Here is a 22,397-nt window from a genome sequence, read left to right as displayed (position 1 = left end):
AGCAGGCGCGGTCTGCGAGCCGCCCTGCAACTTCTGCTCCCTACCGGACTCGGCCTGCGAGCCGCCCTGCGGCCGCCGCTCGGCATCCGGCCCGGGCCGCGAGCCACCCTGCGACTTCTGCTCGGCACCAGGCGCGGTCTGCGAGCCGCCCTGCAACTTCTGCTCCCTACCGGACTCGGCCTGCGAGCCGCCCTGCGGCCGCCGCTCGGCATCCGGCCCGGGCTGCGCGCCGCCCTGCGGCCTCGACTCGGTGCCGGGCTCGGCCTGCGCGCCGCCCTGCGGCCTCCGCTCGGCGTCCGGCCCGGGCTGCGAGCCGCCCTGTGGCCTCGGCTCCGCACCGGGTTCGGCGCGGGGGGTGTCCTTCGGGTTCTCCTCGGGCCTGATCACCCCGAACGCCGTCGTCCGGGCATCGTGCGCGGGCTTCGCCGCGCCGTCCCGGGCGGCGTCGGAAGCGGAACCGGACTTGACCACCCCGAAAGCGGTCACCTCGGGCTGGTCCGCGGCGGGCGACCCGGCAGTCGAGGCGGCGTCCACCTTCGGCGCCCGGAACACGGCGGTGCGCTCGCTCTCGTCGGCCCGCCCACCCTCTCGGGCGGGGCCGGACTTCACCGCACCGAAGGCCGTGGTCGCGGGCTCGTCCGCAGCACGCGGATCCCGCGCCGAGTCCCCGGCCCGCTCCCGCGTACCGTCGCCGGCGCCCGCGGAACCCGTACCGGAAGCAGCGCCGGCACCCGAAGCGGAATCCGTACCGGACTTCGAAACGGAACCGGACCTGGCCACTCCGAACGCCGTCACGCCGGGCGTGTCGGTACCGGCATCCGCCGCACCCGCCCCATCCGCCGAAGCGGAACCCGGCTCCCGGTCCGTCGCTGCCGCGTCCGCCGCCGCGTCCGCCGCCGCGTCCGCAGACGCCGAGGCGGGCGGGGACTGCCGTACGAGGCCCGCGAGCTTCGAAGGCCCGGCCGGGGAGTCCACCCGACCGGAGGACGGCTCGGCGTCGGCAACCGCCTCGAACGCCTGCGTCTCGTCGGCGCCCGCACCGGCGTCTCCACCGGAGCCCGAGCCCGACTCGACGTCCGCCCCGACACCCGCCTCGGCGCGCGCGTCCGCGTCCGCGCCGCCGGCCGACGCGGTCGGCCCGGCCGTCGCCACCCAGGCCGCCACGGCCTCCTTCAGCGGGTCGCGCGGCTGGAACACCGACATCCTCGGATCCCGCTCCGCGGACGAGGACTCCGCCGCCCCCGACGCTCCTTCATCTACCGACTTGTCGGGGGACTCGCCCGCCACCGTTCCTCCTCGATCGCCGTCCGGTCGCTGTCCGAACCGTCTAACAGTGTCCCGTCTAGGGGGCATCGCCCCCGCGCGAGACGAGAACGACATAGCTGCGGGTTCCCCCACAAAGCGGCCACGCGCTCTCGACAGATGAATGTGAGAGGCGTCACCCTGTCACTCATCCACGCGGGGAGGCATGGATGGGCAAGAGCCGCAGAACAATTCCGGAGGAGCTCCTGCTGCTCGCCTTGGACCCGACCACGGGAACCACGGCGCAGCCGCAGTCGCTCGACCTCGGCCTGGCCGGGGCACAGCTAGTGGAGCTGGCTCTGGCAGGACGGATAGCCCCTGACGGGGATCGTATCGCCGTGGTGATGCCACGGCCGACAGGAGATCCGACACTGGACTCCGCACTGGAACTGCTGCGCAGGCGCGGCAGCCCGGTACGGGCCGTCCACTGGATCGGCGGACCCCGGCTGGGGCTCCGCCAGATCTACCTCGCCCATCTGGAGCGTTGCGGCATGGTCCATGCCGTCGCCGGTCAGATGTGCGGGGTGCTGCCGACGACTCGCTACCAGGCGACCGACACGGCGATCAGCCGGGAGATCCGTGCCCGGCTGGACAGTGCGATCCGCACCGGTGTACCGCCGGACCCGCGGACCGCGGCGCTCGCCGCTCTGGCCCACGCGGTCGGACTCGGCAAGCACCTGTACCCCGGCAACGAGGGGCGGTCGTCCAGGTCCCGACTGCGGGACCTGATCCGGCACGACCCCATGGGCGGTCTCGTGGCGCACGCCGTGATGGACGTCCAGAACGGCGTGGCCGCCCAGCCGCGCCGTGACCGCGCACCGGCTCCGCCGGCCGCCCGGCCCACGGCGAGCGGCGGCGTACCGCTGCAGCCGCGCCGGACGGGTGCGATGGCCCGCGTGGCCGCGCACTAGCGGACGGAGCAGCACCGCCTGCGGGCGGAGCAGGACCGCAGCAGCAGGCACGACCCCCGTGGGGCCCGCGACACCCCTGGTACACCGCCGCGGGGCCCACTGCGCACCACCGTTCCACCGTTCCACCGCTTCGTCGGCACCTCGACCGGAAGTCCCCCAAAGACCCGGTCCGCAGGTCGCCTGCGCGCGGGGCGGCGGGGCCGGACCACCGGCTCCGCCACCCCGCGCGTTCGCATTTCCCTGCCGTTCCCCAGCGGCGTCGCGCCCTTCGGTGGCAGTCTGCTGAACAGCAGACACACAGAGAGAGGGGCCGACCCGTGGCGTCCAATGTCAATCCCACCGTCCGACGCCGCCGACTGGGCATGGAGTTGCGCAAGCTCCGCGAGGACAAGGGCATGACGGCCGAACAGGTCGCCGAGCGCCTCCTCGTCTCCCAGTCGAAGATCAGCCGACTGGAGAACGGCCGCAGGTCCATCAGCCAGCGCGACGTCCGCGACCTGTGCGAGGTGTACGAGGTCGAGGACCCGCGCCTCGTGGACTCGCTGATGCAGATGGCGAAGGACTCGCGCCAACAGGGCTGGTGGCACGCCTTCGGAGACATCCCGTACAGCGTCTACATCGGTCTGGAGACGGACGCGGCCAGCCTGCGCACCTACGAGCCTCAGATGGTCCCCGGGCTGCTCCAGACGCCCGAGTACGCGCAGGCCCTGATCCGGGGCGCGCTGCCGGAGACGGCGCCGGCCGACGTGGAGAAGCGCGTCCAGGTCCGGATGCACCGTCAGAAGCGGCTCTCGGAGACGGACAACAACAATCCGGAGGTCGGTCCGCTGCGGTTGTGGGCGGTCATCGACGAGGCCGCGCTGCGCCGGCACGTGGGCGATCCGCAGTTGATGGTGCGGCAGTTGGAGTACTTGATAGAGCAGTCCGAGCAGCCGTACATCACGGTGCAGGTGATGCCCTTCTCGATGGGCGCGCACCCCGGTGTCAACGGCCAGTACGCGATCCTGGAGTTCCCCGACGCCTCGGACTCGACGGTGGTCTACATCGAGGGCGTGACGAGCGACCTGTACCTGGAGAAGGCCAACGACGTCCAGAAGTACAGCGTGATGTACGAGCACCTGCGCGCCCAGGCGCTCAACGTCGAGCAGACCAGGCAGTTCATCGGCGAGATCATCGAGCACTACGCGGTCAAAGCCGGGTAACGGGTGGTGCCGGGGTGGCGAAAGCGACGGGGGATGACGGAGGGCCGGGTACGGTACACCGTCCATCCCCAGCCACAGAAGGCCTGAATGGAATATGCCACCCGGTCGAGTGAATGCCTCCTTCACCCATCGGGAGGTGCGGGTAGCGTCGATCACGTCGGTCGGAGAATTCGGCCGGCGCGAACCGGAACTACTCGCTGAACCGGAGAGAAACATGGCTATTCGTCAGGGCGCCACGGAAAACTGGACCAAGTCCTCTTACTCCGGCGGAAACGGCGCCTGCGTCGAGGTCAAGTCCCCCGTCGTCGCGTCCATCTCGGTCCGTGACTCGAAGGTGCAGGACGGCCCGTCCCTCACCTTCGCCCCGGGTTCCTGGACCTCCTTCGTCACCGACGTCACCCAGGGCCGGTCGGGGCGCCTCGTCTGAACATCACGCCGTCCACCTCGACCGTTGTAAGCGCACCACTGACTGGAGCCCTCTCGACCGGCCCGCCGTCCTGGCCGAGGGGGCTCGGCCGTGCCCGCACCCGGGGCGCGGCGACCGGAAGCCCGAACGGAACGCCAAGCGGAACGTCGACGCGAGCCCCTACCGGAGTTCGTCGACGTACCGGTCCGTCCCCGGCACGGTGGGAATGAACGGCGCCACCAGCTCCACCCGTCCCAGCCCCGATCCCGCGACTTCCGCGTCCAGCCCGCGGAAGTGCTCCCAGCAGGCCCGCGGGTCGACCTCCAGGAACCACAGCAGGGTCAGTCGGGTGTCGACCCCCTCGACCTGCTTGACGTAGGTCATCCGGTCGCCGGGCAGTGGCGTCGGCCGGAAGACGGTCACCATCGCCGCCGGAGAACCGTTCAGTCTCTTCGGCAGGGCCCGGGAGCGCAGCCACTCCAGCAGCTCCGCCCGCTGTTCGGGCCCCTCGGCGTCGACGACCTGGACCACCAGCCCGGCGTACGGGTGGTCGAGGGCGTGGAAGTCCCGGGGGCCGGCGGCACCGTCGCGGTAGACGGTGGCCGCGTGGTCCTGGAAGGCCGTGAAGACGTGGGTGCGGTCGCGGTAGACGCGGCCGTCGCGGTTCAGCCGCTTGTTGATGCCGACGGTCCACTTCATGTGCTCGTCGTAGCGGCCCTGGGTCACCCAGTACGTCGATATGTAGCACCCGGCCGTCACGGGCTGGACCACCGCCGACTTCTCCGGGTAGCGCAGCTCCTGGAGCTCGCGGGTGGCCACCCAGCGGCGGCCCGCGTACATCCAGGGCATGGCCATCGCGCCGGCGTAGTAGTGGTCGTCCTCGTACCAGCGGTTGTACGCGAACTCGTGGCCCGGGTGCGGTTCCACCATGGTGATCAGCGCGTGGCCCGGGCGGACGCCGTACGGGCCGACGGCCGCGAGCGCGGCGTAGTCCTCCACCCGGGTGTCCTGGCCCCGGGTGTCGCAGGCGCCCGGGGTCGGCGCGTCGTCCCGGTCTGTTGCTCGCTCGTCCGTTGTCATGGCTCCGGTGTAGCTGATGGGGCATCAGTTGGCGAGGGGGCGGGGAGCGTTCACCTGGTGAACGAGTAGGTGCCGCCCACTCCTTCTCATGCGTACGCGAGATCCCGGCGCTGACCGAACGCCCCGGGGTGATCTCCTTCGCCGGCGGCCTCCCCGCCCTCGAACTCTTCGCCCTCCAGTGCTTGACCTGGCCGGGGCCCGGGTCGGGTCGTACCGGTCCCCTGCGACGCGCGCCTCGGCCGGGCGCCGGCGAGCCGGACCTCACTGCCCGTACAGCGCCTCGATCTGCGCCGCGTACCGCTCGGCGACCGCGCCGCGGCGCAGTTTGAGGGTCGGGGTGAGGGTGCCGTCCTCGACGGAGAAGTCCGCGTCGAGGACGTGGAAGGCGCGGATGCGGGCCGGGCGGGAGACGGTGGCGTTGGCGGTGGCGACGGCCTCCGCGACCAGGGCGCGGACCTCCGGGTGGGCGCCCGGGCGGGGCCCGGGGTCGAGGGAGCGGCGGGCCGCCCACCCGGCGATCTCCTCGGCGTCCAGGGTGATCAGGGCCACCGGGTGGGGTCGCCGGTCGCCGATCAGGACGGCCCGGGAGACGTACCGGGAGGCGGCCCTGACGGCGAACTCCACCTCGGTCGGGGTGATGTTCTTGCCCGCCGAGGTGATGATGAGTTCCTTCTTGCGGCCGGTGACCGACAGGAAGCCGTCGGCGTCGAGTTCGCCGAGGTCGCCGGTGTGCAACCAGCCGTCGGCGTCGACGGTCTCCGCGGTGGCGGCGGCGTTCGCGTGGTAGCCGGGGAAGACCATCGGGCCGCGGGCGAGGATCTCCCCGTCCGCGGCGATCCGGACCTCGCAGCCCGCGATGGGCCGGCCGACCGTGCCGTACCGGACGGCGTCCGGGTGGTTGAGGCTGATCACCCCGCCGGACTCGGTCATCCCGTAGCCCTCGAAGACCCGGATCCCGCAGGCGCGCAGGAAGTCCAGCGTGTCGGGGGCGATGGGGGCGCCGCCGGTCAGCGCCCATGTCAGGCGACCGCCGAAGACCGCCCGGACCGGGGAGTACAGCGATTCCTCGGCGGCCGCGTGGGCGGCCCGCGCCTCCTCGGGGAGCCGGCCCTCGCGGGCGAGCACCCCCAGCCGGACGGCCTCCGCGAAGCGCTCCCGGCCGCCCTCCTGTCCCTCGGCCAGCGCCAGGACCACCGCGTGGACCTTCTCGAACAGCCGCGGCACGGACGGCAGGTGGGTGGGCCGGGCTTCGGCCAGCTCGGCGACGACGTCCTCGACCCGGCCGCCGAGGTAGCAGAGCTCGCCGCCCTCCAGCAGCGTCGTGAACTGGATCAGCTGCGCCAGCAGGTGCGCCAGCGGCAGGTAGAGGTACGTGGAGTCCCCCGGCCCGCCCCGGACCAGGGGCAGCGTGCCGTCCTGCACCGCCCCGAAGTTGCCGTGGGTGAGCCGACAGCCCTTGGGCGGGCCCGTGGTGCCCGAGGTGTAGACGATCGAGGCGTCGTCGTCGGGGCCCACCGCGGCGGCCCGCTCCCGCAGGCGCGCCGCGGGGGCGGCGGCCCGACCGGCCAGGGCGTCCATCCGTACGACGGCCCGCAGCGCGGGCAGTTTCGGCCGCAGGGCCTCCACCCGGGCCGCTTGGGCGGCGTCGTCGCAGACGGCCACGACGGCCGCCGAGTCGGACAGCACCCACGCCAGCTCCTCCTCCCCCGCCGTCGGGTACACGGGGACGAGGACGGCGCCGGCGGCCAGCACCCCGAAGTGCGTGTACGTCCACAGCGGCCCGGTCTCCGCCAGGACGGCCACCCGCTCGCCCGCCGCGACGGCCAGGTCCGGGCCGATCAGCGCGCGCCCGACCGCCCTTACCGCGGCGGCCAGTTCGGCGTAGGTCCGGGTCGTCCAGCCGTCCGGTCCCGCGCGAAAGCGCAGGGCCGTGCCGGGCCCGTACCTCTCCTCGGTCCACCGGGTGAACTCCGCCAGCGTGTCCGGCCGACCGTCCATCGCGTGCCCTCCCGCAGTAGGTGACCCTCGACGCTAGGCACCGGCGGGCCCGCTCCGGCATGACCGGACGCGTCACCCCCACTGACCCCAGCGCTCATTGCGGCTACCGTCGAGGTCATGGGGAGGCGGACGGTCACCGTGCACCACGTGCGCGCCGTGCTCGCGGGGGCGCGCGGCGCCGGCTTCGACCTGCTGCCGTTGCTCCAGGAGGCGCAGATCCCGCCGCTGCTGTTGGGCGACGACCGGGCGCTGATCACGTCCGCGCAGTTCGCCCGGCTGTTCCGGGCGCTGTACCGGGCCACTCAGGACGAGTTCCTCGGCCTGTCGGCGGTCCCGAGTCGACCCGGCACCTTCGCGATGATGTGCCACGCCTCACTGGGTTGCCGGGACCTGGGGGCGGCCGTGGAACGCGGGGCGGCCTTCTACGGACTGTTCCCGGGCGGGCCCGAGTTGGCGCTGCACGTCGACGCGGAGGGCGGCGAGGCGCGGTTCACCGTCGGCAACGACTTCGAGCGGGACGAGGAACGGTTCCTCACCGAGTGCGTGCTCGCCATCTGGCACCGCCTCGCGAGCTGGCTGATCGGCCGGCGCATCCCGCTGGCCTCGGCGTCCTTCAGCTATCCGGCGCCGCCGCACGCGGACGAGTACGCGCTGCTCTTCGACTGCCCGGTGCGCTTCGGCGCGGGGCGCACCGAGGCGGTGTTCGGGGCGCACTGGTTGACCGCGCCCCTGGTGCGGGACGAGGCCGCGCTGGACGCGATGCTGCGCCGGGCCCCGTTCGACCTGCTCTCGCGCCCCGCGTACGGGACCACGGTCGCGGAGCAGGTGCGCCGGACCCTGACGCGGCGGCTGCGGACCTCCCCGCGGCTGCCGGAGCTCGGGGAGGTGGCGGCCCGGCTCGCGGTGTCCCCCGCGACGCTGCGCCGCCGGCTCCGGCAGGAGGGGACGTCGTTCCAGCAGCTCAAGGACCACGTGCGGCGGGACGCGGCGATCGCGGGGCTGGCCGAGAGCGGCGAGCCGATCGCGGAACTCGCCGCCCGGCTGGGGTTCTCCGAGGACACCGCGTTCCACCGCGCGTTCCGTCGCTGGACGGGCACGACGCCGGGGGCGTACCGGATCGCGTCCGGCGGGTAGGGCGCGCCGGACGGTGGTGGGCCTCCGGGTCAGGAAAGGTGAGCTGCGCGGTCAGCGACATCCTGACCGGTCGGTCACTACCTTCTCCTCACCCACCCCGTACGGACCGTTGGGAGAGCCGCCCCATGCGCTTTCGCAGGACCGCCCTCGCCGTCGTGGCCGCCATGGCCATGTCCGCCTGGATCCCCTCCGCCTCCGCCGCCGGCGCCGACACCGCCGCCGCCCCCACCGCCGGCGCCCCCGGTGACCTCGTCTCCAGCGCGCCCTCCGCCTTCCATCCGCTGCCCGGGCAGCCCACGAACACCAAGGCGTGGAAGGTGCACTACCGCTCGACCACCGCCGACGGCGCCCCCAACGTCGTCTCGGGCACCGTCATCGTCCCGCAGGACGGCCGCAGCGGCCCGCGCCCGCTGGTCACCTACGCCGTCGGCACGGTCGGCATGGGCGACTCCTGCGCGCCGAGCAACAACCTGCCGTACGGCACCTCCATGGAGGCCAACCTCATCCAGCAGCTGACGCTGCGCGGCTGGGCCGTGGTCGTCACCGACTACGAGGGCCTCGGCACTCCGGGCGTGCACACCTACACCGTCGGCCCGTCGGCGGGCCACGCCGTCCTCGACGCCGCCCGCGCCGCGGTCCGCCTCCCCGCGGCCGGGCTCGGCCCGGACACCCCGGTCGGCATCATGGGGTACTCGCAGGGCGGTCAGGCCGCCGGGTGGGCCGCCGAGTTGCAGGGTGCGTACGCACCGGAGCTGAAGGTGAAGGGCACGGCGACGGGCGGCGTCCCGGCGGACCTGCTCAAGGTGGCCGACTTCAACGACGGCTCCTACGGCTCCGGATTGATCTTCATGGCGGCGGCCGGGCAGGACGCGGCCTTCCCCGAGCTGCGGCTGGACTCCTACCTCAACCCGGCGGGCAAGGCGCTGGTGGCCGGGATGAAGGAGCACTGCGTCGCCATCGACGCGATCGCCGGATCCTTCAAGCGGATCTCCGACCTGACCACCCGCAACCCGCTGGAGCGGCCCGACTGGCGGGCCCGGCTCGGGCAGAGCCGGCTCGGCGGCACCGCCCCGGCCGCGCCGGTGCACCAGTACCACGCGCTCGCCGACGAGTTGATCCCGTACGGGGTCGGCAGCCGGCTGCGTGCGGACTGGTGCGCGCGGGGCGCGAACGTCGAGTTCGACACGATCTGGCTCGGCGAGCACGTCAGCGGTGTGATCACGCACTCCCTGGCGGCCGGCAACTGGCTCGCGGACCGCTTCGCGGGCCGCCCGGCACGCGGCAATTGCTAGACCGTCGCCACCCCTCGCGCCCCGGCGGGCCTTCCCGCCGGGGCGCGGGGCCGTCCGGAGGGCGATGCACGGCACCGGACGACACGGGCTCAACCGGCAAGATCCGAGGAGAGGGGCTAATGCCGGTCCACCTCGACCCGGGCGATCTCCACCTTCGGGTCGGCCGGCGCCGCCCGGCCCGGCATCGACACCTCGACCTCGGTGGGCCAGGACGCGCCGGGGTACACGCCGACGGTGTCCGTGCTGAGACTGCCCGTGGCCTCGTAGCCGTCGGGGCCGGTCACCCGCAGGGTGACCTCGTAGAAGGCCCGTACGGTGCCCCCGTTGGTGAGGGAGACGGGTACCCGCAGCACGCCGTCGGCGCCCCGTACGGGGGCGTAGGCGCTGGCGTCACCCTCGCGGGCGACGACCGGCCCGAACTCCTCGGTGCCCGCCGGCGGCGGGGTCGTGGCCGGGGCCGGGGTACGGGTGACGATCGGGGGCGGGGTCGGCGCGGCGTCCGCGGTGGACTTCGGCGTCGGCTCGGCACCGGTGCACCCGGCCAGCGCGCCACCCGCGCAGACGACCGCCACCAGCACGGACACGGCTCCGGGCACGGCTGTGGGCAAGGCCCCGGGCACGGCTCCGGGTACGGCTGTGGGCAAGGCCCCGGGCACGGCTCTGCGCACGGCCTCGCGCACGATTGCGGACAGGCTCACGGTCACGGCTCCCCCCAAGCTCGGGCGCGCGGTCGATCTCCGCGCACCGGGTCGCCGTGATCATATGACCGCCGTCGTGGACGCCCCCCGCCCTCACCGCTCCCGCGGGCCCCGGTACAGGGCGTCGATCTCGGCGGCCCAGTCCCGGGCGACAGCGCCGCGCCGGAGTTTGAGCGAGGGCGTCAGGTGCCCGCGTTCCTCGGTGAAGTCCCCCGGCAGGACGGCGAAGCGGCGGATCGACTCGGCGCGCGAGACCGTCCCGTTCGCCTCGTCCACCGCGCGCTGGAGGTCGGCGAGGAGGACCTCGTCGGTGACCAGCTCACGGATCGGCACGCCCTGCTTCTTGTTCATCTGCCGCCAGTGCGCCAACCCGTCGGGCTCCAACGTGATGACGGCGGTGACGTAAGGCCGGTTGTCACCGATCACCATGCACTGGCCGACGAGCGGATGGGCGCGCAACCAGTCCTCCAGGGGCGCGGGGGCGACGTTCTTCCCGCCGGAGGTGATGATCATGTCCTTCTTGCGGCCGGTGATGGTCAGGTAGCCGTCCGCGTCGAGTTCGCCGATGTCCCCCGTGGCGAGCCACTCGCCCGCCGGTTGGGCGGCGACGTTCCAGTAGCCGGCGAAGACGTGGGCACCGCGCAACAGCACCTCCCCGTCGTCGGCGATCCGTACGGAGGTGCCGGGCAGCGGCCAGCCGACGGTGCCGAGGCGGGGGCGCAGCGGCGGGGTGACGGTGGAGGCGGCCGTGGTCTCGGTCAGTCCGTAGCCCTCGAAGACCTCGACGCCGGCGCCGGTGTAGAAGGCGGCGAGCCGCCGGCCGAGCGGGGAGCCGCCACTGAGGACGTAGCGGACGCGTCCGCCGAGGGCGGCCCGGACGCGCCGGTAGACGAGCGGGTCGTACAGGGCGTGGGCGGCGCGCAGTCCCATGCCGGGGCGTTTGCCCTCGACGGTTTCGCCGAAGCTCTGCGCGATCCGGGCGGCCCGGTCGAAGGAGGCGGCGCGGCCCATCCGCTCGGCGGTGGCGCGGGCGGTGTTGTAGACCTTCTCCAGGACGTACGGGATGGCCAGCAGGAACGTCGGCCGGAAGCCCGCCAGGTCCGCGAGCAGGTCCTCGGTGCGGATGCTCGGCGCGTGGCCGAGTCTGACCCGGGCCCGCATGCAGCCGACGGCGACCATCCGCCCGAAGACGTGGCTGAGCGGCAGGAACAGCAGGGTGGAGGCCGGTTCGTCGGTGACCGACTTGAAGACCGGGTGCAGCAGCCCCACCGCGTTGTCGACCTCGGCGAAGAAGTTGGCGTGGGTCAGGACGCAGCCCTTGGGCCGGCCGGTGGTGCCGGAGGTGTAGACGAGCGTGGCGACGGTGTCCGGCGTACGGGCCTCCCGGCGCGCGTGGACGAGAGCGTCGGGCAGGTGCTCCCCGGCCTTGACGAGGCGGGCCACCGCGCCCGTGTCGAACTCCCACAGGTGCGCCAGTCCGGGCAGGTTGCCGCGCTCGGCGCTGATGATCCGGGCCTGGGCGGTGTCCTCGACGGCGCAGGCGACGGCGCCGGAGTCGTGGAGGATCCACCGCGCCTGCGAGGCGGAGGAGGTGGGGTAGATCGGTACGGTGACCAGGCCCGCGGCCCAGCCGGCGAAGTCCAGCAGGGTCCACTCGTAGGTGGTGCGGGCCATGATGGCCAGCCGGTCGCCCGCCCTGAGTCCCTCGGCGATGAGCCCCTTGGCGACGGCGAGGACCTCGGCCGCGAACCGGTCGGCGGTGACGTCGTGCCAGGTGCCGTCGGGGGCCTTGCGGGCGAGGACGGCCTCGCCGGGGGCCTCGCGGGCGTTGTCGAACGGTAGGTCCCCGAGGGAGCCCCGTTGGGGCATCCCCGCGAGTGGGGGCACGGAGACCTCCCGCACCACCCCGGCGACGGTCGTCTTGACGGGCTCCACCAGCTTCGGCTCGGCATGCACGGCGTGCTCTCCTCGGTCGGCGATCGGAGTTACCGCCGGTAATCTACGCACGGGTAACCCGGTCCGACCACCCCCCGGACCGGGTCTTCCTCCTCCCGGAGGCCCGTTCGGCGGCCCTCGGGACCGCCGCCGGAGGGCTGTCCCCGGGCCGACCGTCCCCGACCGCACGGGAGTTCGGCGGAGCGGCGGCGCGCCGGACGCCGTCCCCGCCCGCCGTGAAATTCCGTGCCGCGGATCAGCCGACGAGGCACTCCCCGCCGGCGCGTCCTCACGGTCTCGCCGAGTTCCTCGATCCGGTGGCCCGAGCCGTCGGCACACCGCCCGGTGCGCCTCGCCCCGGTCCGAGGGCCGCCGAACGAATCGCCGCCGCAATCCCTTTGACGCCCGTGGCTCCCAACCGCCTTACTGAGTACGGCCGAACGCATGCGCTCGCCGACACGCAGCGGGCAGAATCGGGGCGGTCCGTCCGACGGCTTCGGGCCCGCGATCGGAAGGGGACTCCGGTGTCGTCACAGGAAATCCAGCTCACGCTCACCGCCGAGCAGGCCGCGGCGGGGACGGTCATCAGCGTCAACCTCGCGGATGGCCCGGTCAACCTGCGCATCCCGCCCACCCGCAACGGCGACCTCATCCGGGCGCAGGTGGCCGGCAAGGACGTACTGCTGCGGATCCTCGTGACCGGCGGCACGTTCGGCGCGACGACCCCGATGGCCGCGGCGGCACCCGCCGGCCCGGGGTCGCCCGGCGCACCCGGCGCGCCCGCCAAGAACGTCCGAGCCGGCATCCTGGGGGCTCTCGGCCTGATCGCGGCCTTCGCCGTCGTCGTCCTCCTCGTCAACAACGACGACGACTCCCGCAACACCGCCAACTCCAACGACAAGGCCTCCGCTTCCGCGAGCCCCTCGGACACGCCCGTCCCGGGCCAGTACTCGCCACCCGCCACCCCCGCCCCCACCTACATGGCGACCGAGTCGACCCCCTCGCAGAGCGCCGCCCCGGCACCGGACCCGACCCCCTCGGCGGCCTACCCCGTCACCCCCACCAGCGAGGCGCCCACCCCCTTCGACCGGGGCACCTGCCTCAACGGGCAGCTCCCCGACTCGACGACGGCACAGCGCGTCACTGACGTGAACGAGGTGCCCTGCACGGCGTCCGACGCGCACTACCGGGTCATCGAGAGCATCCCGTTCACCTCGGACATGGACCGCTGCAACACCAACTCGAAGACCGAATACGCCTTCTCCTACCGCTACACGTTGGGCGGCAGCGTCCTGAACGAGTACGTGTACTGCCTCGTCGGCATCGGCTCGTACTCCCGCCGATAGGCGCTCCCGACTGGTAGACAGGGAGGCTTCTCCACTCTTCCGCAACCCGGCAGACGCAAGGGCGACATGATGCTCCACCATTTGGACCGCACCCTCGACGAGATCGACGGCCCCCCGTGGCCACCCGCGTCGCCGAACGCGACGAGCCTCGCCACCAAGGTCCACGCCCTGCGCCGGCGTCCCTTGGGCAGCCTCGCGCCCGCGGACCTGCGCACCCTGATCAGCCAGGACGTGGCGCTCCCCCACGTCCTGCCGCTGGCGGTCGACCTGCTGGTCGACGACCCGCTGCTGGACGCCTGCTTCTACGAGGGCGACCTCCTGCACGCCGCCGTCACCCGCCCGGCCACGGCCTGGCTCCTCTTCCCGGACCTCGCGGCCCGCCTCGCCGCGGCCGTGGCCCCCCTCCCGGCCACTCCGGAACGCACGGAGTTCCTGACCACCCACGCCGGCAACCGCCCTTGAGCGCGGCCGGCTCGGCCCGGAGCCGTACGTCCGGGACCCGCCCCCGCCCCTCGGGGGGCGGGCTCAGCGGACCTGCGGGAGACCGCCGGCGTTGTGGATCAGCCGCTGGAGCACCTTCAGGGTGGTGACGTAGTCCGCGTCGTCGATGCCCTCGTGCAGGGCGGCGCGGATCGCGGGCCCGTTGCGTCCTAGCTCGACACGGGCCCGTTCCCCCGCCTCGGTCAGCCACAGCCGCCGCTCGGCGTCCCGGGTCAACCAGCCGCGCTCCAGGAGCACCTCGGCCTCCGCGGCCAGGTCGTCCTCGGGACGGATGTACCCGGTCATGGCCTCGCGCAGCGCGTCCAGGGTCATCCCCTCGCCGTCGGGCGAGATGTCGTGGGCCGACAGATGGCGCAGCAGCCAGAACTGGGGGTGGGTGTAACCCAGTTCGACTTGGCGGGCCCGGGTGTGGGCGGTGAGCGCCTCATGGGCGACGCCGGTCCAGTACGCGGCCGGCTGTCCTGCGAGTTCGGCGTCCGGTCCCTGCTGGGTCGTCATGGAAAGTCCCCTCCTGGTACTTCGACACGGAGCCCGCACGCGGTACGGCCATGTCGAGACCCTAGAAGCTCAAGCCCACTTGAGGACAAGGGGTTGAGGGGCCCTGCGGGGCGGCTCAAGCGGCGGCGACGCCCTCGGGCGGGCAGTCGGCGCAGCGGCCCGGGGCCGGGGCGCGGAAGGCGCGGTCGCAGCCGTCGCAGTTCTGCAGCGGGTCGGGGCGCGCGGACGCGAAGACCGGGGACGGCGGCGGGAGGTACGGGGGCAGCGACTCCTTGAGGCGGTGGCCGAGCAGCGCGGCCGGGTGCCGGAGGTCGGCGGGCAGGTCGGCGGCGAGCACCTGCCGGACGGCCTCGGGTGCGGCGCCCCGGTCCAGCCAGGAGGCGACGTCGGGCGCGAGTTGCCGGACGGCACGCTCGGAGAGCAGCAACCGGGGATCGTCGACCCGCAGCCGCGCGAGCAGGTCCACGGCGTCCTGCCGCAGGCAGCCGGCGCGCACGGGACCGGGAGCCCGCTCGGGGGCCGGGGCGGACTCGGGGGCCGGGGCCCGCTCCGGGGCGGGGGCGGGCTCGGGGGCCGGGGCGGGCTTCGGAGCCGGGGCGGGCTCGGGGGCGAGCGGCGGCGACAGAGGAACCGACACCCGCACCGGCACCGGAACGGGCGCCGGAACGGGCGCCGACACAGGCACAGGCACCGGCAGCGGCGACGGGATCGACAGCTCCGGACGGGCCGCCCCGGGGTGGTTGTAGGAGACCGTCCGGGTCAGGATGCGTCCGCCGGTGGTGCGTTCCCGGATGCGCTCCAGGTAGCCGTATTCCTCCAGCTCCCGCAGGGCCCTGGCGATGCGTACCTCGCCCTCGGGGAAACGGTTCGCGAGGGCCTTGATGCCGATCTTGGCGCCGGCCGGCAGGGACTGGATGTGCAGCGCGAGCCCGATCGCCACCAGCGACAGGGAACGGTGCTGGGCGAGGTGGTTGCCCACCACGGTGTAGTGACTGGTGTGCCGCACGTTGACGGGGACCACACCGGATCGAATGGTCCCGGCAGGAACACGGGACGAGGCGCGCTGGGGCGCGCTAGGGTGCCTTGAAGCCATGGGGAAGGTGCTTCTTCCTGATTGGTCAGGCCCTCGCTCGGGATGCCCGTCCCGGCGGGGGCCGTCTCATGTCTGAGAGTTGTGAGGCCGAGCATATGCCGCTCAACCGCAGCAAAAGCCAGCCCAGATGGCGTAGTTCACTCGTGTGAGTGAGCGGGGAGCCGGAGGGGTGGGGTGGGTTGGTTTCACCTCGGTACTTGGTATTCAAAGGTCGAGCACGACCGCGTCCCGACCCGCCGCGTCACGGTCCGAGCCCTCTCCGGGCAGGTCCAGTTCCGCCCAGACCACCTTGCGCGGCGGCGGCCCCTGATCCACGCCCCACCGGTCGGCCAGCGCGGCCACCAGTGCCAGCCCCCGCCCGGACTCCGCGTCCACGTCCGCGTCGCCAAGACCCGGGACACGGTCCCGGCGCGTGTCCACCACCTCGATCCGGAGCACACTGCCGGCACGGGTGAGCACGACCTGGAAGTCCCGCCCCGGCACCCGCCCGTGCGTGACCGCGTTGGCCGCCAACTCACCCACGATCAGCGCGGGCCCGTCCGGCGGCAGTCCCCAGGACCGCACTTGCTCGACGGCGAGCCGCCGCGCCCGGTGCGCGCCGTACGGGGTCGCGGCGAGCCGCACGCCGAACTGGTATTCGGTGAACCAGATTTGAGTATTCACATCGCCCAGCGTGGAGCGCCCTGCCTACCGTTTTCAGGGCGAACCTCCTTCGGTCCGGACTTTGTCCCGCGCTTGTCCCGCGCTGTAGGGGCTGTCCCGGACGCCGTAGGGGCAGGACTGCTGAGTCGATTTTCGGTGCGTCGGGAGCGAGCGGGCATGACGATGGACACGGATGGTACGGAAGACGCGGGCTGGGACGTCGACCCGGATGACGAACAGGGCGTCGCCGTCCTGTCGGCGCTCGGCCGCCAGCTGAGGGTGTGGCGTGAGGAGGCCGGCAAGCGGGCCGCCGATTTCGGCGTGGAAGTCGGGTACGGGGAGGACCTGGTCCGCAAGATCGAGGCGGGCAAGCGAATCCCGCGCCCGGAATACCTGGACAAGGCCGACGACGCCCTACGGGCGAACGGGAAGATCGCCGCGATGAAGGCGGACATGGAACGGGTCCGCTACCCGAAGAAGGTCCGAGACCTGGCGAACATGGAGGCCCGTGCAGTCGAAATCGGGGCCTACCGCATCCACGGAATACACGGGGTTCTGCAGACGAAGGACTACGCGCGGGCCTTGTTCGAGATGCGCCAGCCCGCCTACTCGCAGGACGAAGTGGAACGGTACGTCTCCGCCCGGATGACCCGGCGTTCGCTCTTCGACCGGGCCCCCTCACCGTCTCTCAGCATCGTCCAGGAAGAGGCGAGCCTCAGGCGGCGCATCGGAGGCACAATGGTGTGGCGCGAACAGCTTGAACGCCTGCTGGAGGTGAGCCGGTTGCGGCACCTGGCCCTTCAAGTGATGCCGACCGACTGCGAGGTCCATGCCGGTATGGATGGCGGCATCGAGGTGCTGAAGTTCGGAGACGGAACGGCTGTCGGGCGTTCGGAAGGCGCCTTCGGCGGGCGCCCCGTAACCGACCCGAAGCATCTTCGGATCCTTGAACTGCGCTATGGAATGATCCGAGCCCAAGCGCTCACGCCTGTGGAGTCGCGGGGCTTCATCGAAAACCTGCTGGGAGAGACATGATCGACTACCCCGAGCTGCGCTGGTTCAAGAGCAGCTACAGCGACGGCAGCGAAGGCGATTCCTGCGTCGAGGTGGCCTACACCTGGTTCAAGAGCAGCTACAGCGACAGCAGCGACGGGAACGACTGCGTCGAGGTGGCCCGCACCCCCGCCACCGTCCACGTCCGCGACTCCAAGGACACCGCGCTCCCCCACCTCGCGTTCGCCCCGGGCGCCTGGGCCGAGTTCGTCGCACGCTCCTGACGCCGCCCGTGAAGCCCGTGTGACCCCCGCGCGGACGACGCCCCGTACGCGAAACACCGCGACCCCCGCCCGGACGGGGGCGGGGGTCGCGGTGGCGGGCGCGCTCGGGGCGCGTCCGGATCAGGCGGTGACGGGGACCGGGGCGCCGGCCTTCTCCTCGGCCGGGGTCTCGGCCTGCTCGGCCTTCTCGTCCAGCGGGGAGGCGGAGGCGGTGGCGTACGCCTCCTTGTCCAGGATCCCCTCACGGGCGGAGACGATGACCGGGACGACGGCCTGGCCGGCCACGTTGGTGGCGGTGCGCATCATGTCGAGGATCGGGTCGATCGCCATGAGCAGGCCGACACCGGCCAGCGGCAGACCCAGCGTGGAGAGGGTCAGGGTCAGCATCACGGTCGCGCCGGTCAGACCGGCCGTGGCGGCGGAGCCGACCACCGAGACGAACGCGATGAGCAGGTACTCCTTGATGCCCAGCTGCACGTCGAAGATGTTCGCGATGAAGATCGCGGCCAGCGCCGGGTAGATCGCGGCGCAGCCGTCCATCTTCGTGGTGGCACCGAACGGGACGGCGAAGGAGGCGTACTCCTTCGGGACGCCGAGGCGCTCGGTGACCTTCTGGGTGACCGGCATGGTGCCGACCGAGGAGCGGGAGACGAAGGCGAGCTGGATCGCGGGCCAGGCGCCCTTGTAGAAGTGCAGCGGGTTGACCTTGGCGACGGCCCACAGCAGCAGCGGGTAGACGCCGAACATGACGAGCGCCGAGCCGATGTAGACGTCGGCGGTGAAGGTGGCGTACTTGCCGAGGAGGTCCCAGCCGTAGCTCGCGATGGCGGTGCCGATGAGGCCGATGGTGCCGATCGGGGCGAGGCGGATGACCCACCACAGGGCCTTCTGGAGGAGTTCCAGGACCGACTCGGCGAGGTTCAGGACCGGCTGGGCCTTGGCTCCGAGCTGGAGGGCGGCGATGCCGGCGACGGCGGCCAGGAAGACGATCTGGAGCACGTTCAGCTCGGTGAACGGCGTGATGATGTCCTTCGGCACGATGCCGGTCAGGAAGTCGATCCACGAGCCGGTCCGCTTGGGCTCCATGCCGTCGGCCGGGGTGAGGCCGGTGCCCGCGCCCGGGTCGGTCAGCAGGCCGATCGCGAGGCCGATGCCGACCGCGATCAGCGACGTGATCATGAACCAGAGCAGGGTGCGGGAGGCGAGCCGCGCGGCGTTGTTCACCTTCCGCAGGTTGGTGATGGACACCAGGATCGCGAAGAACACGAGCGGGGCGACGGCCAGCTTGAGCAGCTGGACGAAGATGTCACCGACCTGTTCGAGGGTGGTCTTCAGCCAGCTGATGTCCTGGCTGCGGGCGAGCCAGCCGAACAGCACACCGAGCACGAGACCGGCGACGATCTGGGCCCAGAACGGGAACTTGAAGGAGGCCTTGGCGGGAGCCTGGGCCTGGGGCGTGGCGGACACGGACACTCTCCGGGGGGACGCACGAGGTACGGCGGAAGGTTCTGCGAGGGGTGCGGTGCGGCAGCAGCCGGAAGGGGCCGGGCCGGCCGGGACCACTGCTGTATCGATTCAGCTCAACTGCGGAGGGAAGCTCGACTGCGGAGGGAATCAGCGACAACAGCAACAGGCCGCGGACACGCGGCGGCAGAGGTCGACGTGCAGGCGCGCCACGAGCGGGACGCTCGCGGTCATCGGGTGCGCAACTGTGGTCAACATGTTGAACACGCTAACACTTCTCCTTTGAGAAGCCCAAAGTCATTCTTTGATCCACAAGACCTCGGCGCCCGCCCCGCACGGCCCGGAAAACACGAAAGCCCCAGCGTTACGGGCGGTGGTCCCGTAGCTGGGGCGGTTCGGTGTGTGAGGAAGCCAACGCGGCTCCGGTCAGCCGACGCGGGCGGCGTCGTCGGCCACGTCCTCCTGGCTGCGGTTCGCCGCGAGCTTGTCCTTCGCACCCGCGACGCGCCCGGAGATCTGCACGGACATCGCGTCGCGCTGCTTGCGCAGCAGGACGAACGACAGCGGCGCGGACAGCACGAGGGCGAGCAGCACGATCCAGGCGGGGTTGGCGTCGCCGAGGCCGGAGGGCACCCAGCCCAGGCGGACCAGCAGGGCGACGAGGACCAGGCATCCGACGAAGATGCCCAGGCGCATCGCGGTGTAGCGGATCGTCGCGCTCGTCTTGAGGGACACGGTGACCCCACCTTCTCTCTCGTCGTCCTACGGACAGGGCGTTTGCCCGTCCAGTGAAGCACGCCGGCACCCCTCGACAGCTCGCCGGGGTCGGTGCCGCCTCGGCACCGCACCGGCCGGGGCGCGGCCGGGGCGGGGAACGGGAAGGCCCCGGTCCCTGGGGACCGGGGCTCCGTCATCGCCGGGCTCGCTCAGAGGCGCATCGCCTGCGGGGTCTCGCGCAGGTCGGCGTCCGGGCCGGGGTACTCGCGGATGATCTCGTAGCGCGTGTTGCGCTCCACGGGGCGGAAGCCCGCCTCGCGGATGAGGTCGAGGAGGTCCTCGCGGCCGAGCTTGTTCGGGGTGCCGTAGTTGTCGGCGTCGTGCGTGATCTTGTACTCGACGACCGAGCCGTCCATGTCGTCCGCGCCGTGCAGCAGGGCGAGCTGGGCGGTCTGCACGCCGTGCATCACCCAGAACACCTTGACGTGCGGGACGTTGTCGAAGAGCAGCCGGGAGACCGCGAAGGTCTTCAGCGCCTCGGCGCCGGTCGCCATCGAGGTGCGCGCCTGGAGCTTGTTGCGGACCTTGCCGTCCTTCATGTCCACGAAGTCGTGCTGGTAGCGCAGCGGGATGAAGACCTGGAAGCCGCCGGTCTCGTCCTGGAGCTCGCGCAGCCGCAGTACGTGGTCGACGCGGTGGCGCGGCTCCTCGATGTGCCCGTAGAGCATCGTCGCCGGGGTCTTGAGCCCCTTGGAGTGCGCGAGGCGGTGGATGCGCGACCAGTCTTCCCAGTGCGTGCGGTGGTCCACGATGTGCTGGCGGACCTCCCAGTCGAAGATCTCCGCGCCGCCGCCGGTCAGCGACTCCAGACCGGCCTCGATCAGCTCGTCCAGGATGTCGGAGGCCGACATGCCGGAGATCGTCTCGAAGTGGTGGATCTCCGTCGCCGTGAACGCCTTCAGCGAGACGTTCGGCAGCGCCTCCTTGAGGGCCGACAGCGAACGCGGGTAGTACCGCCACGGCAGGGTGGGGTGCAGGCCGTTGACGATGTGCAGCTCGGTGAGGTTCTCGTTCTCCATGGCCTTGGCCAGGCGGACGGCTTCCTCGATGCGCATCGTGTACGCGTCCTTCTCCCCCGGCTTGCGCTGGAAGGAGCAGTACGCGCAGGAGGCGGTGCACACGTTCGTCATGTTGAGGTGGCGGTTGACGTTGAAGTGGACCACGTCACCGTTCTTGCGCATGCGCACCTCGTGCGCGAGGCCGCCGAGCCATGCCAGGTCGTCCGACGCGTAGAGGGCGATGCCGTCCTCACGTGTCAGCCGCTCGCCGGAGCGGACCTTCTCCTCCAGCTCACGCTTGAGCCCAGCGTCCATGCCGGTGTCTCCTCTTTGTCCCGACCTGCCTGCAACCGCCACCCACCGTACTCTCAGCTCTCCTCGGGCAGCTCCCCGACCCGGTTCTCCCACTTCGTGGAGAGCACGATCGTGGTGCGGGTGCGCGAGACGCCCTTGGTGCCCGAGAGCCTACGGATGATCTTCTCCAGGCCGTCGACGTCGCTGGCGCGGACCTTCAGCATGAAGGAGTCGTCGCCCGCGATGAACCAGCAGTCCTCGATCTCCGCGAGGTCGCGCAGCCGACGGGCCACGTCCTCGTGGTCGGCGGCGTCGGAGAGGGAGATGCCGATCAGTGCGGTGACGCCGAGCCCGAGCTCGGCGGCGGCCACCGTCGCGCGGTAGCCGGTGATGACGCCGGCCGTCTCCAGCCGGTTGATGCGGTCGGTGACGCTGGGGCCGGAGAGGCCCACGAGACGGCCCAGCTCCGCATACGAGGCACGACCGTTCTCGCGAAGTGCCTGGATGAGCTGCCTGTCCACCGTGTCCATTACGTGGAGCCTTCCATTATTCGGCGATGCTGCAAGTCTAGGTATAGAATCAAAGGCACGTAGGGTCAACACCCTGCGAATCTTTCAACAGATCGATGACGATCTTCAGGAGTGGTTCACCGTGTACACGATCGAGATGGCCTACGCGCACATGCGACAGCTCCAGGAGCTGGCCAACCGATCCCGCACCGACCAGCCGTCCGCCGCTCACCGCGTGGACAAGACCCGCAAGCCGCGCAGCACCAAGAAGCGCTAGTCACCGCCGCTTGCCCCCTCGGGAGGACGGGAGCCACCGAGCTCCCCCTCCCACCGGCGGTACAGCCGGTGCGGCACACCCGCCGCGTCGAGCACCCGCCCCGCGACGAAGTCCACCAGATCCTGGATGTGCGTCGCCCCCGCGTAGAACGCCGGAGAGGCGGGCAGCACCACTGCGCCCGCCTCGTCCAGCGCCACCAGCTGCTTCAGGGTCTGCCCGCTGAGCGGGGTCTCCCGCACCGCGACCACCAGCCGGCGCCGTTCCTTGAGCGTCACGCTCGCCACCCGCTGGAGCAGGTCCTTCGACAGCCCGAGCGCCACTCCGGCCACACAGGCCGTGGACGCCGGCACGATCAACATCCCCTGCACGGGGTACGACCCCGAGCTCGGCCCGGCCGCCAGGTCGCCGGCCGCCCAGTGCCGGACGTCGTCCAGTACCGGCGCCGCGAACGTACCCGGCTTCCCGTCCGCCCCGCGCTCCAGCCACCGGGACAGGTCCTCGCGCCAGTGCGCGTCACGGAAGGCGATGCCGGTCTCGTCCAGGAGGGTGAGCCGGGAGGCCCTGCTCACCACCAGGTCCACACTTTCCCCCGCGGCCAGCAGCCCGCGGAGCACCGCCGCCGCGTACGGCGTCCCGGACGCCCCGGAAACCCCGACCACCCACGGGGTGCGATTGCGCTCAGTCATACCTCCGAGACTATCCGGCCACACCGGAAGGGCACTGGGTAAGGTGACCCGACGTTCAAGGGGTGGGACGTACGACA

22 protein-coding genes and 1 pseudogene are annotated in these 22,397 nt (G+C 72.1%); 10 read left to right on the top strand and 13 right to left on the bottom strand.

Annotation, left to right across the window (positions count from 1 at the left end):
- Positions 1–1,287: pseudogene (locus AB0D46_RS22810) on the bottom strand (hypothetical protein); the annotation flags it as partial.
- Positions 1,288–1,472: 185 nt separating this feature from the next.
- On the opposite strand from AB0D46_RS22810, the gene AB0D46_RS22805 reads away from it, so the two are divergent.
- The 3 genes from AB0D46_RS22805 (at position 1,473) to AB0D46_RS22795 (ending at position 3,842) form a co-directional block, all read left to right on the top strand.
- Positions 1,473–2,213, top strand: a complete 741-nt coding sequence (locus AB0D46_RS22805; protein WP_362879919.1) for a GPP34 family phosphoprotein — start codon at positions 1,473–1,475, stop codon at positions 2,211–2,213.
- Between the two features lie 317 nt (positions 2,214–2,530).
- Positions 2,531–3,415, top strand: coding sequence for a helix-turn-helix transcriptional regulator (locus AB0D46_RS22800; RefSeq protein WP_362879917.1), 885 nt, complete (start codon positions 2,531–2,533; stop codon positions 3,413–3,415).
- Positions 3,416–3,629: 214 nt separating this feature from the next.
- The gene (locus AB0D46_RS22795) at positions 3,630–3,842 is read left to right on the top strand and encodes a DUF397 domain-containing protein (RefSeq protein ID WP_362879916.1); all 213 of its coding nucleotides are present in this window, start codon (positions 3,630–3,632) and stop codon (positions 3,840–3,842) included.
- Between the two features lie 159 nt (positions 3,843–4,001).
- Here the strand turns inward: AB0D46_RS22795 and AB0D46_RS22790 are convergent, their stop codons facing one another.
- Together AB0D46_RS22790 and AB0D46_RS22785 are read right to left on the bottom strand one after the other, a co-directional pair.
- The gene (locus AB0D46_RS22790; RefSeq protein WP_362879915.1) at positions 4,002–4,901 is read right to left on the bottom strand and encodes a hypothetical protein; all 900 of its coding nucleotides are present in this window, start codon (positions 4,899–4,901) and stop codon (positions 4,002–4,004) included.
- A gap of 261 nt (positions 4,902–5,162) precedes the next feature.
- Positions 5,163–6,899, bottom strand: coding sequence for an AMP-dependent synthetase/ligase (locus tag AB0D46_RS22785; protein ID WP_362879913.1), 1,737 nt, complete (start codon positions 6,897–6,899; stop codon positions 5,163–5,165).
- A 117-nt stretch (positions 6,900–7,016) separates the two neighbouring features.
- On the opposite strand from AB0D46_RS22785, the gene AB0D46_RS22780 reads away from it, so the two are divergent.
- Together AB0D46_RS22780 and AB0D46_RS22775 are read left to right on the top strand one after the other, a co-directional pair.
- Positions 7,017–8,033 (top strand): AraC family transcriptional regulator, encoded by a 1,017-nt coding sequence (locus AB0D46_RS22780; protein ID WP_362879912.1) that lies wholly within the window; start codon positions 7,017–7,019, stop codon positions 8,031–8,033.
- Positions 8,034–8,158: 125 nt separating this feature from the next.
- Complete coding sequence (locus AB0D46_RS22775; RefSeq protein ID WP_362879910.1) at positions 8,159–9,325, top strand: lipase family protein; 1,167 nt, start codon at positions 8,159–8,161, stop codon at positions 9,323–9,325.
- Between the two features lie 116 nt (positions 9,326–9,441).
- Here AB0D46_RS22775 and AB0D46_RS22770 read toward each other — a convergent pair whose 3' ends face one another.
- Positions 9,442–10,023, bottom strand: a complete 582-nt coding sequence (locus AB0D46_RS22770; protein WP_362879909.1) for a hypothetical protein — start codon at positions 10,021–10,023, stop codon at positions 9,442–9,444.
- Between the two features lie 93 nt (positions 10,024–10,116).
- Positions 10,117–11,979, bottom strand: coding sequence for an AMP-dependent synthetase/ligase (locus AB0D46_RS22765; RefSeq protein ID WP_362879907.1), 1,863 nt, complete (start codon positions 11,977–11,979; stop codon positions 10,117–10,119).
- A 503-nt stretch (positions 11,980–12,482) separates the two neighbouring features.
- On the opposite strand from AB0D46_RS22765, the gene AB0D46_RS22760 reads away from it, so the two are divergent.
- Both AB0D46_RS22760 and AB0D46_RS22755 read left to right on the top strand, forming a co-directional pair.
- Positions 12,483–13,304: a hypothetical protein gene (locus AB0D46_RS22760; RefSeq protein ID WP_362879906.1), complete on the top strand. Its 822-nt coding sequence runs from the start codon at positions 12,483–12,485 to the stop codon at positions 13,302–13,304.
- A 66-nt stretch (positions 13,305–13,370) separates the two neighbouring features.
- Complete coding sequence (locus AB0D46_RS22755; protein WP_362879905.1) at positions 13,371–13,766, top strand: contact-dependent growth inhibition system immunity protein; 396 nt, start codon at positions 13,371–13,373, stop codon at positions 13,764–13,766.
- 63 nt (positions 13,767–13,829) lie between these two features.
- On the opposite strand, the gene AB0D46_RS22750 is transcribed toward AB0D46_RS22755, so the two are convergent.
- From AB0D46_RS22750 to AB0D46_RS22740, 3 genes are all read right to left on the bottom strand, one after another.
- On the bottom strand, positions 13,830–14,303 hold the full coding sequence (locus AB0D46_RS22750) for a MarR family winged helix-turn-helix transcriptional regulator (RefSeq protein ID WP_362879904.1): 474 nt from the start codon (positions 14,301–14,303) through the stop codon (positions 13,830–13,832).
- Between the two features lie 115 nt (positions 14,304–14,418).
- The gene (locus AB0D46_RS22745; RefSeq protein ID WP_362879903.1) at positions 14,419–15,324 is read right to left on the bottom strand and encodes a helix-turn-helix domain-containing protein; all 906 of its coding nucleotides are present in this window, start codon (positions 15,322–15,324) and stop codon (positions 14,419–14,421) included.
- A 276-nt stretch (positions 15,325–15,600) separates the two neighbouring features.
- Positions 15,601–16,068, bottom strand: a complete 468-nt coding sequence (locus AB0D46_RS22740) for an ATP-binding protein (RefSeq protein ID WP_362879975.1) — start codon at positions 16,066–16,068, stop codon at positions 15,601–15,603.
- A 147-nt stretch (positions 16,069–16,215) separates the two neighbouring features.
- On the opposite strand from AB0D46_RS22740, the gene AB0D46_RS22735 reads away from it, so the two are divergent.
- Together AB0D46_RS22735 and AB0D46_RS22730 are read left to right on the top strand one after the other, a co-directional pair.
- Complete coding sequence (locus tag AB0D46_RS22735) at positions 16,216–17,073, top strand: helix-turn-helix transcriptional regulator (RefSeq protein ID WP_362879902.1); 858 nt, start codon at positions 16,216–16,218, stop codon at positions 17,071–17,073.
- A complete protein-coding gene (locus AB0D46_RS22730) occupies positions 17,070–17,315 on the top strand; it encodes a DUF397 domain-containing protein (RefSeq protein WP_362879901.1) in 246 nt (81 codons plus the stop codon). Before AB0D46_RS22735 ends, AB0D46_RS22730 begins: the two co-directional genes overlap by 4 nt.
- Positions 17,316–17,435: 120 nt before the next feature.
- On the opposite strand, the gene AB0D46_RS22725 is transcribed toward AB0D46_RS22730, so the two are convergent.
- The 4 genes from AB0D46_RS22725 to AB0D46_RS22710 form a co-directional block, all read right to left on the bottom strand.
- Complete coding sequence (locus tag AB0D46_RS22725) at positions 17,436–18,788, bottom strand: dicarboxylate/amino acid:cation symporter (protein WP_362879900.1); 1,353 nt, start codon at positions 18,786–18,788, stop codon at positions 17,436–17,438.
- Between the two features lie 417 nt (positions 18,789–19,205).
- On the bottom strand, positions 19,206–19,514 hold the full coding sequence (locus AB0D46_RS22720) for a DUF4229 domain-containing protein (RefSeq protein WP_281206153.1): 309 nt from the start codon (positions 19,512–19,514) through the stop codon (positions 19,206–19,208).
- A gap of 191 nt (positions 19,515–19,705) precedes the next feature.
- On the bottom strand, positions 19,706–20,869 hold the full coding sequence (mqnE, locus tag AB0D46_RS22715) for an aminofutalosine synthase MqnE (RefSeq protein ID WP_362879899.1): 1,164 nt from the start codon (positions 20,867–20,869) through the stop codon (positions 19,706–19,708).
- A 53-nt stretch (positions 20,870–20,922) separates the two neighbouring features.
- Complete coding sequence (locus AB0D46_RS22710) at positions 20,923–21,378, bottom strand: Lrp/AsnC family transcriptional regulator (protein WP_281206151.1); 456 nt, start codon at positions 21,376–21,378, stop codon at positions 20,923–20,925.
- 121 nt (positions 21,379–21,499) lie between these two features.
- Here AB0D46_RS22710 and AB0D46_RS22705 point away from each other — a divergent pair, with 121 nt between their 5' ends.
- Positions 21,500–21,634 (top strand): hypothetical protein, encoded by a 135-nt coding sequence (locus AB0D46_RS22705; protein WP_362879898.1) that lies wholly within the window; start codon positions 21,500–21,502, stop codon positions 21,632–21,634.
- Here the strand turns inward: AB0D46_RS22705 and AB0D46_RS22700 are convergent.
- On the bottom strand, positions 21,631–22,320 hold the full coding sequence (locus AB0D46_RS22700; RefSeq protein ID WP_362879897.1) for a UbiX family flavin prenyltransferase: 690 nt from the start codon (positions 22,318–22,320) through the stop codon (positions 21,631–21,633). The genes AB0D46_RS22705 and AB0D46_RS22700 overlap by 4 nt on opposite strands.
- Between the last annotated feature and the right edge of the window lie 77 nt (positions 22,321–22,397).

Origin of the sequence: Streptomyces sp. NPDC048383 (genome assembly GCF_040651775.1) — a bacterium.
GTDB lineage: Bacteria > Actinomycetota > Actinomycetes > Streptomycetales > Streptomycetaceae > Streptomyces.
The sequence above is the reverse complement of the archived record's forward strand: the minus strand, read 5'-3'. Positions and strand labels throughout refer to the sequence as shown.